This is a genomic window from Mucilaginibacter sp. MD40, from assembly GCF_002288635.1.
Classification (GTDB): domain Bacteria; phylum Bacteroidota; class Bacteroidia; order Sphingobacteriales; family Sphingobacteriaceae; genus Mucilaginibacter.
Genome location: NZ_NRSW01000001.1, coordinates 170,893 through 183,918 on the forward strand (window position 1 = coordinate 170,893; position 13,026 = coordinate 183,918).

At 43.4% G+C, this 13,026-nt stretch carries 15 protein-coding genes; 9 read left to right on the forward strand and 6 right to left on the reverse strand.

Features of this window, described 5'->3' with window-relative positions:
* Window positions 1-20 precede the first annotated feature (20 nt).
* From bla to CKK33_RS00780, 5 genes are all read right to left on the reverse strand, one after another.
* Window positions 21-893: a subclass B3 metallo-beta-lactamase gene (bla, locus tag CKK33_RS00760; RefSeq protein ID WP_095702268.1), complete on the reverse strand. Its 873-nt coding sequence runs from the start codon at window positions 891-893 to the stop codon at window positions 21-23.
* Between the two features lie 14 nt (window positions 894-907).
* Complete coding sequence (locus tag CKK33_RS00765; RefSeq protein ID WP_095702269.1) at window positions 908-1,567, reverse strand: hypothetical protein; 660 nt, start codon at window positions 1,565-1,567, stop codon at window positions 908-910.
* 19 nt (window positions 1,568-1,586) lie between these two features.
* Entirely contained in the window at window positions 1,587-2,087 is a 501-nt protein-coding gene (locus CKK33_RS00770; RefSeq protein ID WP_095705703.1) for a hypothetical protein, read from the reverse strand.
* Window positions 2,088-2,209: 122 nt separating this feature from the next.
* Window positions 2,210-2,656 carry a hypothetical protein gene (locus CKK33_RS00775; RefSeq protein ID WP_095702270.1) on the reverse strand — a complete coding sequence of 149 codons (447 nt, stop codon included), beginning with the start codon at window positions 2,654-2,656 and terminating at the stop codon, window positions 2,210-2,212.
* Window positions 2,657-2,725: 69 nt separating this feature from the next.
* Window positions 2,726-3,205, reverse strand: coding sequence for a hypothetical protein (locus CKK33_RS00780; protein ID WP_095702271.1), 480 nt, complete (start codon window positions 3,203-3,205; stop codon window positions 2,726-2,728).
* 168 nt (window positions 3,206-3,373) lie between these two features.
* Here CKK33_RS00780 and CKK33_RS00785 point away from each other — a divergent pair, with 168 nt between their 5' ends.
* From CKK33_RS00785 to CKK33_RS00800, 4 genes are all read left to right on the forward strand, one after another.
* Window positions 3,374-5,371 (forward strand): sensor histidine kinase, encoded by a 1,998-nt coding sequence (locus CKK33_RS00785; RefSeq protein ID WP_095702272.1) that lies wholly within the window; start codon window positions 3,374-3,376, stop codon window positions 5,369-5,371.
* The gene (locus CKK33_RS00790; RefSeq protein ID WP_233138119.1) at window positions 5,364-5,993 is read left to right on the forward strand and encodes a response regulator transcription factor; all 630 of its coding nucleotides are present in this window, start codon (window positions 5,364-5,366) and stop codon (window positions 5,991-5,993) included. Before CKK33_RS00785 ends, CKK33_RS00790 begins: the two co-directional genes overlap by 8 nt.
* A gap of 111 nt (window positions 5,994-6,104) precedes the next feature.
* Entirely contained in the window at window positions 6,105-7,256 is a 1,152-nt protein-coding gene (locus tag CKK33_RS00795) for a glycoside hydrolase family 130 protein (protein WP_095702274.1), read from the forward strand.
* Window positions 7,257-7,337: 81 nt separating this feature from the next.
* Window positions 7,338-8,852: a cryptochrome/photolyase family protein gene (locus tag CKK33_RS00800; protein ID WP_095702275.1), complete on the forward strand. Its 1,515-nt coding sequence runs from the start codon at window positions 7,338-7,340 to the stop codon at window positions 8,850-8,852.
* Here the strand turns inward: CKK33_RS00800 and CKK33_RS00805 are convergent.
* Window positions 8,849-9,145 (reverse strand): hypothetical protein, encoded by a 297-nt coding sequence (locus CKK33_RS00805; RefSeq protein WP_143822874.1) that lies wholly within the window; start codon window positions 9,143-9,145, stop codon window positions 8,849-8,851. The two genes, CKK33_RS00800 and CKK33_RS00805, sit on opposite strands and share 4 nt — an antisense overlap.
* 169 nt (window positions 9,146-9,314) lie before the next feature.
* Here CKK33_RS00805 and CKK33_RS00810 point away from each other — a divergent pair, with 169 nt between their 5' ends.
* The 5 genes from CKK33_RS00810 (at window position 9,315) to CKK33_RS00830 (ending at window position 13,021) form a co-directional block, all read left to right on the forward strand.
* Window positions 9,315-9,821: a GbsR/MarR family transcriptional regulator gene (locus tag CKK33_RS00810; RefSeq protein ID WP_095702277.1), complete on the forward strand. Its 507-nt coding sequence runs from the start codon at window positions 9,315-9,317 to the stop codon at window positions 9,819-9,821.
* Between the two features lie 70 nt (window positions 9,822-9,891).
* Complete coding sequence (locus CKK33_RS00815; protein WP_095702278.1) at window positions 9,892-10,707, forward strand: DCC1-like thiol-disulfide oxidoreductase family protein; 816 nt, start codon at window positions 9,892-9,894, stop codon at window positions 10,705-10,707.
* Window positions 10,708-10,717: 10 nt separating this feature from the next.
* Window positions 10,718-11,641 carry a TIGR01777 family oxidoreductase gene (locus tag CKK33_RS00820; protein WP_095702279.1) on the forward strand — a complete coding sequence of 308 codons (924 nt, stop codon included), beginning with the start codon at window positions 10,718-10,720 and terminating at the stop codon, window positions 11,639-11,641.
* A gap of 19 nt (window positions 11,642-11,660) precedes the next feature.
* Window positions 11,661-12,566, forward strand: a complete 906-nt coding sequence (locus CKK33_RS00825; RefSeq protein ID WP_095702280.1) for a hypothetical protein — start codon at window positions 11,661-11,663, stop codon at window positions 12,564-12,566.
* On the forward strand, window positions 12,566-13,021 hold the full coding sequence (locus CKK33_RS00830; protein ID WP_095702281.1) for a luciferase family protein: 456 nt from the start codon (window positions 12,566-12,568) through the stop codon (window positions 13,019-13,021). Before CKK33_RS00825 ends, CKK33_RS00830 begins: the two co-directional genes overlap by 1 nt.
* Window positions 13,022-13,026 lie beyond the last annotated feature (5 nt).

Consider the following 13,026-nt stretch of genomic DNA (forward strand, 5'->3'; position numbering starts at 1 on the left):
TATTTTTTTGTATCATGCGTTTAACTACGCCTGCCTGCCAGCTTTTTCCGATAGCCAATCTCCAACTCTTTAAGTTGCTGGTAGTAATTCTCTTTATCCATAAATACCGATGGGCGGTAGTTTTTCGCAGCCGGGTACTTTTTAAGCAGATCGAATTGTGAGCCATGAGAAGCCAGCCAGATATCAAATTTTAGCTTTTGCATAGCGGCTAATGTATAGGCATAGTCCTTGGCGATTTTTGGGTAAGCCGGTATGGCATTAAAATCTTTATCCGTTACTATCGTTGGCATATTGGCTATCAATACGCGGTAGGTGCGGCCCTTGTCTGTTACATTAAACAGGTAGCTGCAAGAGCCCTTAGTGTGACCCGGGTGATACAGCATGGTCAGGGCCATATTACCCAACGTAATATGATCATCGTTATGCAAAATACGGTCTACATGAATGGGTTTAAACGTACGGTGTTTACCATCCAGGTCATAGTCAGAAAGTCCCCCATCGGCAATAACCGATGCATCGGCATAATCGGCCAGCATTTTTGCACCGGTTATCTTTTTAATTGCCGCCATAGCACCGAGGTGGTCAAAGTGCGCCTGGGTTGTCAACAGTATTTTAACGTCGCTTACCTTAAAACCCAGTTTTTTGATGTTTTCCAGGATGATGTTTTCGGATGAAGCCAGGCCGGTGTTAATTAGAATATGACCTTCTTTTGTAGTGATCAAATAACAGGCAAGGTCGGCGGTACCTACATAGTACAGGTTACCGACGACCCTGAACGGAGCAATAGACCTTGTCCAATCCGGATACTTTGTTGCATCAGGTTCACGTACGATCTGTGCCTGAACACATGCGGCGATCAATACTAATAACAGAATGGACAGGACTTTTTTCACTTTTAAAAATTTAACTACAATGTAGTCTTAAAATTACTGATGAACAATTTACTACCCTTATCATATTGCCAAGGGCCGCTAAAATAAAAGTATTTGGCGGCTTTTGGCGTGAATAGCTCTGTTTCCGCGAGTTTTGTATCGTCAAGATAAACAGCCATTTGAGTACCATTAACAACCAGTTTTACATGCACCGGCTTGTTTGTAGTAGATGCAAGGTCGAAAGTAGTGCCAGTTTCTTTCTTGAGTTCGTAATTACCAATATTTACGGCGTCTGCATCTCTGTAATGCAGTTGCACAAAGGCTCCGGCATTGCTAAGGTGTTCCCTTGCCGCATTGTCTTTTACAAAACCGAAACAAACGGGGGCAATGTCTTTTATTTCTTCAGCCACCGCAAGTACGTCAAATTCTAAGGTAAAATTAGCCGGGAACGGTTTTAGGCGATTGAGCTTATATGTAGCCTGATTTTTTACTTCAAGCCACTTCCCCTCCTGTCCTGTAGGATGAGCAACAATAGCTGCGCCATTGGTTTTAATACTACTGGGCGAGGCGCCAAGCTGATAGCTCGAAAAGTCCTCGTTAAAAGGTTTATCCTGGGCTTGGGTCGGTTTGCTAAAAAATATGCCGCCCAAAAAAGCAAATATAGTTAGGGTTTTAGTGTATCGTATCATTTCCATTGTTTAATGAGTGTTTAAATCAATTGTATGGTGCTGAGAACTTTCCATCTGTTACCGTCAGATATTCATCTCCGGCTAATAACCTGAGTTTGCCCGAGAATGTGCCTTTTACGCCCCATTTGGTAAGGCTGGTGATGGTCATGGTAAAGCTGCTGCCCTCCAGGTCGCCACCATTGAATATGGTGGTACCAACAATTTTTCCGTCTTTCATTTGCTGTATGTAATATTTACCTGCAAGCAGTAAGCCGGGCGCGCTGTTAGAAACGTAGGTGCCTTCCTTAGCCCCTTTATCAATCTGCATATCAATGCCAAAGCCGGTAACCATATCCGGCTTTTCCCAGCCGCCAATAACTACAAAGTGTTCCGTATCGGTAGCAGGTTTATCATTAGCGTTAACGCCGTAATTAAATTCGTGTAGTGTTCCATTGATCTTGCAGGACATATAGGTTTCCTGTCCGCCGTTTGAACTACCGCTGCCTTTTTTACAAGCCGATAAACCGCTCAGGGCAAATACAAGCATGGTTATGCAGACAAAAAGTTGATGTGATAGCTTATTTTTCATATCAGTAGTGCATAGTGATACCCGGGCGGCCAGTAAAATGCCGACCGACCAGGTATCTGATAATAAAAGTTTAGGTATAATTAATTTAGCTTCACGGATATTTCCCCATCGTCCATTCCGTCGATATTCTTTTCCGCGAAAACATCAGGAGCGGCTTTTTGTAGCGCTTTCAGGATATCAGAAGTGGTACCGGTATGTTGTAAAACAATAGAAGAGCCGGACGCGCTGTATTTCATTTTGGTGCTTTGTACACCCTTTGCCGATTGCAGCTTATCATTAATAGCCTTTAGGGTAGAAAAATTAGCTCCGGCAATTTTTACGGTTGTTTTCTCGGTAGAGGTTCCATCTTTCTTTTTGCCAAAAAAGCCTAATATCTTTTCTCCGGTGCTTTTACTGCGGTCTGCGGTATGGCCTGCCCGGTCGGCCTTGTCAGTTGCCCGGTCTACTTTGTCTAAAATCGCCTGTGCCCTGGTAATCATCGGGCTAAAGAACAGCAGGCCTGCACAAATGATCATGATCTTTTTCATAGTTAATGGAGTTTTGGTGATAAATGTATTTTTGAAATGATTGAGTCTTAATTAATGATTGAGTCTTAATTAATAAGTATAATCCTTTGTAAGATCCGCTGACTTGGTAACCGTAAAGTCTTTAATGTCTTCCTTTACCTCTCCATTGACCTCGGCCTTGTAACTCACCTTATAAGCTGCGTCGCCCGGACTTAGGCATTGGATTCCTGCGCTGATAGTGGTAAGCGGTTTTATAGATTCAATTACATATGTATTGGTACTTCCGCTGAAATTGTTTTTACCAAGACTTATCGTACTCTGGTTATTTTGTATGGCCCCATTTACCTTCCAGACTGTGGCATCAGAGGGGTTATTGGTTAACCCTACCGTTACAAATGATAGATAGGCTGATTCAGGCGCGCCGGTAACGATTATTGTAAACTTCGCGGTACGCCCTCCGTTTGAAGGGTTATTCTCATTACTGTCTTTTTTACTGCATGCCGCCAGTACCGAAATAAAGCCGACCAAAGTGATGGCCAGTAACAAGTATTTCAAATTTGTTTTTTTCATGGTTTTCAAGTTAGATGATAGATAGACTGCAAAACTATCGGTTATAAAAACTTCATAAAATCCCCCAAATGGTGGCATTTTATCTACCCATTATTAGGTATTTTTTGGCTATTGTTGGCCTTTTTTAAGTTATTAGGCAGATATTTGAAACACACCTGCTATGCTGCCATGAAAACGATACTGTTATACTTGTTCTCTTTTTTAACCTTTACCGCTTTGGGGCAGCAACAGGTACCGCTGAATGAGAAAAAGCATGTTGATAGCCTGGAAAACATATTGGTATCAGGAAGTAACGATAGCGTAAAGGCTGTGGTCAGCTTTATGCTGGTGGAGTACTGGAAGTTTAAAGATACCACCAAAAGCAAAGCCTGCTTAACAAAGGGTAAACAACTTTCCGGAAACTCACCTTATTTAAAGGCCTTATCATACTTTTACGAAGGGCAATACTACTTTAACTGGAACACTACGAAAGCATCCGCGGCATTTACCGAAGCGCAAAAAGCGCTCGCCGCTTTTCATACGCCACAAGCTTACGCTAAGCTGGCCGCAGCATGGTATAATTATGCCATAATGAACAGAGGTAAGGGCTATGAGTTTATAGCAAGCATCACCACTCAAAAGGCACTCCCCTATGCCGAAAAGGCAGGTGATCAATCGATGATCGCTTTTTATTATGGCCAGCTATCAACTATTTTGATGAATAATTATCAGTTTGCCAAAGCTGATGATTACAATAGAAAAGCCATCGCTTTGCTGGAGAAGAAAGACCCTAAATCAACCAACTTGCTTTTTGCTTATTTGAACGGTGTGAGCATTAACTGTTACGCGGTAAAGTCTGCAGTTGCTAAACAACTACTACAGAAAGCCAAGGCCATGTTAGCGCCATATCCGGGTTCATTAAACTACACTTTGTATTATTATAACGAAGCGCTGTATTATGCCACTATTCAATCATACAAAGAAGCTATTGCCAGCGCCGATAAAGGGATTGTCCTGGCAACTAAATACAACCAGAAACAGTTGCTTCAGCAACTTTTGTTTCGCAATTATGAAGCTTATGTTTACTTAAAAGAATATGCTAAAGCCAAGGCTATTTTGTTGGGTATTGTGAAAGAAGGCACCATGCTGACAAGTGCGAATGATAAAGCGATGGTATATGGCGAACTGGCCAAAACCAATAAGCTCATGGGGAATTACCGTGACGCTTATGAATGGCAAAACAAACAACAGCTATTAACAGATAGCATGCAAAACAAGCAGTTGGGGCTTAAGATAAACGAACTGGAAACTAAATACCGCACAGCAGAGAGCCAGAAAAAAATCGCTCAACTGCAGGCCAGGAACCGGCAGGCTGAATTACGAACAAAAAACGAAAAGCTGTTTAACTGGCTGCTTGGTTCAGGATGTTTAACCTTAGTGGCTATCCTCACCATGGTGATATTAAACGCGAAAAACAACCGTAAACTGGCCGCCCAAAAAGAGATCAACTACCGCCAGCAATTGCTCGATTTGGAGCGTAAACAACAACTTAAAATTACCAAAGCCATATTGGATGGTGAGGAAAACGAGCGTGAACGGGTGGCTCGCGACCTGCATGATGGGCTGGGCGGTATGCTGGCCGGCCTTAAAATAGGCCTTACCGGTTTAACCGGTACTAAACAGGATTTTGCTGATGATAAAGACCTGTTACGCATTATTGGCCAACTGGATTCGTCTGTTACCGAGTTACGACGCATTGCAAGGAACCTGCTACCCGAAACTTTACTTAAATTTGGTTTGGAAGTAGCCTTAAAAGATCTCAGCGAATTTTATATGCGCGATGACCTGCATATTGATTTTCAGACCTTCCATATCAAAAAAGATATTCCTCTTAATGTACAGCTCAACATTTACCGTATTGTACAGGAATTACTCTCAAACGCTGTTAAACATTCCGGGGCTAAAACTATTCTGATACAATGCAGCCAGAACGACGGTGTATTTTTCATAACCGTGGAAGATGACGGAACAGGCTTTGAGCCTGAAGCGCTAAATACATGCAAAGGCATGGGGCTTGAAAATCTGAGAAACCGTGTTAGTTATCTGAATGGAAAATTTGAGCTGCAATCTGTAATTAATGAAGGTACTATTGTTAATATAGAACTCAACACCAATGCCGATGCCTAAACTAAAAACCGCTATTGTTGACGATCACCCGATTGTGATTGAAGGTTTGAAATCTTTACTTTCAAACGAAACGAACCTTAAGATAGTTGGTGGCTTCTATTCCGGTGAGGCGCTGTTGAGCTATTTAGATAGCCATGCGCTTGACCTCATCCTTTTGGACATTACCCTGCCCGATATGAACGGGATAGAGCTATGCCAAAAGATAAAGGCGGTATCATTAACTACCTGCATTTTGATATTAAGCAACCATACCGAACGCAGCATTATTATGCAGGCTATACAAAATGGCGCGAGCGGATACCTGCTCAAGAACAGTTCAATAGAAGAGTTACGCCATTGTATCATCGAAGCGGTCAATGGCCAAATCTGTTACAGCAGGGAAGTAATGGAGATCATCAGCCGGCCTTCTAAAAATGAACTATTGGGCTCGCCAAGGCTCACACGCCGCGAAAAAGAGATACTTGCGCTAATAGCGGCCGGTAAAACAAGCCAGGTGATAGGACAGGAATTATTTCTGAGTCCGCTAACAGTAGATACACACCGCAAGAATCTTATCCAAAAATTTGGGGTTAAAAATGTAGCCGAATTGATTATGGTGGCAGTACAGCAACAGATACTATGAATGCTTTATGATTTAGCTACTGTTCTTTAATGATCCGGTTAGCATAAGCCAGCCACTATTATTTGGTTAACCATTAAGGATTTCCTACCTTAACAAACCATTATTTGCCTTATGAAAAACTTCTTGTTGCTTATTAAATCAGCTTTGATATTCTGCTGCTTGGGGCTAACGGCCTATGCCCAGGAAGCAAACAAACTGCCCGTTTGGGCATTGGGCGGTTTTGAGCGCGAAACCACACTTAACCCCATCATCTCGCCGGATAGCACTACACGCTTTTTTGACCCTGTGCTAAAAAAATATGTTGGCTGGGAATCTAACGATACATTTAACCCCGGTGCGGCGGTGTATAAAGGCAACGTGGTGGTGCTTTACCGGTCTGAGGATAAATCCGGCGTTGGTATCGGCTACCGTACATCGCGCTTAGGATACGCGGTGAGTAAAGATGGTTTGCACTTTAAACGAGATAAAGCACCGGTATTTTACCCTGACAATGATAGCCAGAAAAAATACGAATGGCCGGGCGGCTGTGAAGACCCTCGTGTGGCGGTAACTGCTAACGGCACCTATGTGGTGTTTTACACGCAATGGAACCGCGATGTGCCCCGCCTGGGCGTAGCGACTTCGAAAAACCTTAAACACTGGACCAAACACGGGCCTATATTTGAAGATGCCTACAACGGCAAATTTTTGAATATACCGCACAAATCAGCATCTATTCTTACCCGGATAGTTAATGGCAAACAGGTGGTAGCCAAAGTAAAGGGAAAATACTGGATGTATTGGGGCGAGCTACATGTTTATGCCGCAACCTCAACTAACCTGGTAGACTGGACACCCGTGGTTAACCCTGATGGTAATTTAACAGAACTTTTCTCGCCCCGAAAAGGCTATTTTGATAGCGAACTTACCGAATGCGGCCCGCCAGCCATCCTTACCGATAAAGGTATTGTACTGCTTTATAATGGTAAAAATAAAGCCGGCGACGAGGGCGATAAACGTTTTACCCCTAATAGTTATTGTGCCGGCCAGGGCTTATTTGATAAGAATGATCCATTAAAGTTTATTACCCGGTTAGATGTACCCTTTATGCGGCCAATGGCATCATTTGAAAAAAGCGGCCAGTACCCGGCTGGTACGGTTTTCCTGGAAGGGATGGCTTATTTCAAGAAGAAATGGTTTTTATACTATGGCGCGGCAGACTCCAGGGTATGCGTAGCGGTTTATGACCCTGCCAGGCCCGCAAAACCGGATCCTATCAATTGAATAAACCTGCCTGATTGAGTTAATTGGCGATGCCCATAATTGGCCATAAAACTATTTCACCTGTCGTTATGTTGCTTGAGCATGCATCAGTCAGCAGTTACCCTCATTTTTCCACACCAGTTATTCAAGAAGCATCCGGCTGTTAACGCCGACAGCCCCGCTTACCTGGTGGAGGAACTACTTTTCTTTAACCAATACAATTTTAACAAGAAGAAACTGGTGCTGCACCGAGCATCCATGCAGTACTATGCCGACTATCTGAAAGAAAAGGCTATTAAAGTAGAATATGTTGAAGCGACTGAAAAGCATTGCGATGTACGCAAGCTCATCCCCCATTTAGCTAAACAGGGTGTTACTACTATTCACTATGCACACGTGACCGACGACTGGCTGCAAAAGCGTATTACAGCAGCATGCGAAAAGGCGGGCATTACGCCAAAAGTTTATCGTACACCAAACTTTCTTAACAGTACAGAAGATGTAGCGGATTATTTCGACAAGCGGAAAACCTATTTCCAAACTGACTTCTACACGGCACAACGCAAACAGCGCAATATTCTATTAGAAGGTAAAGACAAGCCCCTCGGCGGCAAATGGACCTACGATGTAGAGAACCGACAAAAGTTCCCAAAGAACGAAGTGGTGCCGATGCTAAACCCGCCAGACGATAACGAGTATGTTAAAGAAGCCTTAAAGTGGGTTGACAAGCATTATCCGGATAATTATGGTAACACCGCTTCGCCTTTCGGGAACATCGGCGGCTTTTACCCGGTTACCCACCAGCAAGCCGGGCTTTGGCTTCAGGATTTCCTGAAACACCGGTTTCAGAAGTTCGGCGTTTACGAGGATGCCATGGTCACCGGCGAAACTTTTTTGTACCACTCTATCTTATCCCCATTAATAAATACCGGCTTGCTGGACCCGCAGGAGGTGATAGACAAAACGCTCGACCATGCAGCCGAGAACGACATCCCGCTTAATTCACTGGAAGGTTTTATCAGGCAGGTAATGGGTTGGCGCGAATTTATTCACCTGGTTTATGAGCGCGAAGGGGTAAAACAGCGTACCAGGAATTACTGGGGCTTTAAACGCCGCATTCCAAAAACTTTCTGGACAGGAGAAACCGGCATCGTTCCGGTTGATACTGTGATCAAGCGCGTGCTGCATACGGGCTATAGCCATCATATAGAGCGCCTGATGGTTATGGGCAACTTTATGCTATTGTGCGAATTTGACCCTGACGATGTGTACCGCTGGTTTATGGAAATGTATATTGATGCCTACGATTGGGTAATGGTTCCTAACACCTACGGCATGACCCAATTTGCAGATGGTGGTTTGATGATGACCAAACCTTATATAAGCGGAAGCAACTACCTCATGAAAATGGGTAATTGGCCAAAAGGTGACTGGCAGGATACCTGGGATGGCCTGTTTTGGCGTTTCATGGATAAGCATCGCACGTTTTTTACGCAAAACCCAAGGCTGGGTATGCTCGTGAAATCATTCGACAAAATGGATGAAACAAAAAAGAAACGCCTCCTGCAAAATGCCCAAACTTTTCTAAGCGAATTGGATAAGCAGCTTCACTATTAAACGCTATCCGCTTCTTTATTCTCAGTAAGTAAGGATGCTGATAGTCCGGCGAGTCCAACGGCTAACAGTGTATTACGAGCCTGCTTGTTTTTGCTAAAGCCAAGCAACCAGGGCGATGCAGCCGCAAATATGCTTACGGTTAGGTCAATAGCTAAATGTGCTTTAAAAGGCAGGAGCTTTATCAACCCCCATTCTGCTTTTGTTAGCGCGGTATACGCCAGGGCACCACCGCCTAACAGCCTGCATAGCACTCTGGCTTTCTCATCTTTGTCAAAATCTGCTAACTCTGGCATTAGCGGTACCAACGCAGCATACATATAGTCGATAGCACCGTGCGCTTGTCTTGAAATTGGCTTTTTTCATCGTTTTCACTTTTTAAATTAACCCATCGCTACCACCACTGGTTTTTAAAATAAACTTTCAAAAAGTTTTGAAAGTTTAAAAATACACTTACCTTTGTACATGCAATTACCAGAAGCAAAGCAAAAGTTTATAGAAACGTGGGGCAAGTTAGGTTCTGAGTGGGGTATTAACCGCACTATGGCCCAGGTACATGCACTCCTGCTGGTAACGCCCGATGCTTTAACTACCGAACAGGTAATGGAGGAACTGAGCATCTCTCGCGGTAATGCCAACATGACCCTACGCGACCTGATCGGCTGGGGCCTGGTAGAAAAGCAACTGAGGCCAGGTGAACGTAAAGAATACTTTTATGCCGATAAAGATATCTGGAACATTGCCCGCCAGGTTGCCAAAGAGCGCCGCAAGCGCGAACTGGAACCGGTATTGAAAACACTGGAAGAACTGATACAGGTAAAAGGCGATAAAAATGACCCGGAGTTTAAAACTTTTCATAAATCCATGACGGACATCAACAAAATGTCTAAAAACGCTGACCGTATGCTTGATACCATGCTTCAAGCAGATGAAAGCTGGTTTTGGGGATCGATATTTAAAATGTTCAAATAGGACATTTTTTTTGCTCACTATATTTCATTTTTTACTGAAAATTCAAAATTTATAAGTAACACTATATATCATGAAAACCCTTGGCAATTACACTATACTTTACGATGCCGAATGCCCCATGTGCAATATCTACACTAAAGCATTTGTAAAAACCGGTATGCTTGATAATACCGGCAGGGCGCCTTACCAGGAGTTGGCATCTGATGACTGCCCGCTCGTAAACCGCCAGCGGGCGGCAGATGAAATAGCACTGGTTAACCGCCAAACCGGAGAAGTTACCTATGGTATAAAGAGTTTATTTAAAATATTGGGTAATGCATGGCCGGTTTTTAAAGGCTTATTTAATTCCGCTCCTTTTGTTTGGCTAATGAGCAAAGTGTACGCTTTTATCTCTTACAACCGCAGAGTAATTATCCCGGCAAGAAACGAGAGTTATATTTACCAACCTACCTTTAAACTCCGCTACCGCGTAGCTTACTTGCTTTTCACCTGGTTTATTACTGCTTTTATACTTACCCGCTACGCACCCTTATTACAAGACATGGTGCCGGTTGGCGGTGTCTATCGCGAATATCTCATTTGTGGCGGCCAGATCCTATTTCAGGGTGGTATTATCAGCCTGTTGGTCAAACAAAAACGTTGGGAATATCTGGGTAACATGATGACCATTTCTTTTGCGGGTAGTATATTATTATTGCCAATTGTATTGCTTAGCGCTGCTATTGGCATGCATCCGCTATTCTACACCCTTTACTTTCTGTTGGTAGCCGGCCTCATGCTCCTCGAGCATATCCGAAGAAGCAAAATCATGGGCATAGGCTGGCGGCTAACCATTACCTGGGCAATTTACAGAGTAGCGGTGTTAGGTACTATTTTGTTTATTTAATTCTATTATCATGAAATTTGATAAGATCATATTAGCCGGAGGCGCCGGTAGCCTTGGCACTACACTGGCGCGTTATTATAGCGACAAAGCGCGTGAAATAATTATCCTAAGCCGCAAACCTAAAGCCGCGCAGGGTAACATACGCACCGTTGTTTGGGATGCCAAAACAGCCGGTGATTGGGTAAAGGAATTGGATAATTCAGACCTGCTTATCAACCTATGCGGAAAAAATGTGAATTGCCGTTATACCGAAAAGAACAAGGCTGAGATATTAAGTTCAAGGCTGGTGCCTACCCGTTTGCTTGGTGACGTGATAGGAAAATTACAAAACCCTCCCGCCCTTTGGCTCAACGCGGCATCAGCAACTATATACCGGCACGCTGAAGACCGCCCTCAGGACGAAGAAACCGGTGATATTGGCTACGGCTTTTCAATAGACGTCTGCAAACAATGGGAACACACTTTCCTGGAACAGCAAACGCCTCAAACACGTAAAGTTGCGCTACGCATAGGCATTGTGTTAAGCCAAAACGGCGGGGCTTTCCCAGCACTTTGTAATTTGGTTAAGTTTGGTCTTGGTGGCAAACAGGGCAATGGCAACCAGTATGTAACCTGGATACATGAGCAGGATGTAGCCGCCGTTACCGAATGGATCTATGATCATCCGGAATTGACAGGGGCCATTAACGTAACATCACCAAACGCTTTAAAGAATACCGAATTCATGCATGTCATTTGTAAAGCTTATGGTATCTCATTTGGCCTGCCCTCTCCTAAATGGTTGTTAGAAATCGGCGCGGCAATCATCGGTACCGAAACCGAACTGGTGCTAAAGAGCAGATGGGTCTACCCGAAAAGACTTTTAGATAGCGGTTATCAATTTCAATATCCAGAGGCAGCCCATGCTGTAAATGATTTAGTAAGTATATATTAGTATTTAACTATTCCTTATCATGACTCATACAATTAAAGGATTTGTTTTCCCAAACCTGCTTGGCATAGCAGTTATTGGCATAACCAAGTATTTCATCACCTACCACAGCAATGTAGGTGGCATATTCATTTTTTCAGAATTCGTTATCGTCCCTTTGCTCATGGGTATCACCAGCGCGTGGTTCTGGCGAAAAAAAATATTAGGAAGAACCACCTCCGCGCTGTGGGCTCTCTACAATACATTAATAGCATGCCTGCTAAGCGCTATATTTTTGGGCGAAGGTTCTATTTGCCTGGTTATCGTTTCGCCTTTACTTTTTGTATTTATATGGTTGGGACAATTAGCAGGCCAGGCCATGTTCAAGCGAAATAATCAAAAGCTTAATTCCAGCATCATTTTAATACTTTTCGCCATTTTCGTGACAGACTCACTATCAAAACACAGTTATGAAAACATGGTAGCTGATACCATGGTGATAAATGCCCCTCCGGCAAAAGTATGGCAATACGTGGTAGCCTATAAGCGTATTGAGGCTAAACCTAAATTCTGGCTATTTAATATCGGCATGCCCAGCCCGGTGCAGTCAACCGCAAGCGGGTTTTACGTAGGTGCCAACCGTAAATGTATATTCAGCAATGGCTATGTATTCGATGAAAGGATTTCCACCTATGACGAGAACCGCAACCTCGTTTTTGACATTACCGAGCAACCCCGTGATCCGGAAATAATGGGTCATATTGATATCCTGCGAGGCCAGTTTCTTCTAAAAGATAACGGCGATGGAACTACCACCCTAACCGGTAACAGTTGGTATAAATTATACGTTTTCCCGGTTTGGTATTACGATATCTGGGCAAAGAGTATTACCCGGAATGTTCATCTTCGCGTAATGGAACATATTAAGCAATTAAGTGAGGCCAATTAATGTTCCTGTTTATAATCAAATATTTCGGTTTTCTTAAACATGTCCCGGGGCTGCCACATGTATTTGATGGTTTGCTGAGGCTCTACACGCTATTATTTAATTTCCGCTTATTGGAGGCAATAGATGAAATTGAGGCCGAGTTGGTCACGTGGGAAAACGTCACTACATCATTACACAAATACGGAGGCTTACAGTTCAATTATAATGGTAAAGAGCTTGGACATATTCACAGCAACGGTTTACTGGATATGCCGCTTAGCCGTATTGTTAAGCAGCGATTGATGCTACAAGACAAACGTGTAAAAGATCACCACAGCTTTGTTAATTCGGGTTGGATAAGCGTTTATATGAACAGCCCCAAAGACAGCGTATTGGCGATAACGTTATTTAAAACAAGTTATCAGCAACTTCGAGATAGAGATCTATGTTTAACGCAAAAAGAAACGCCCTGCTAATTAGC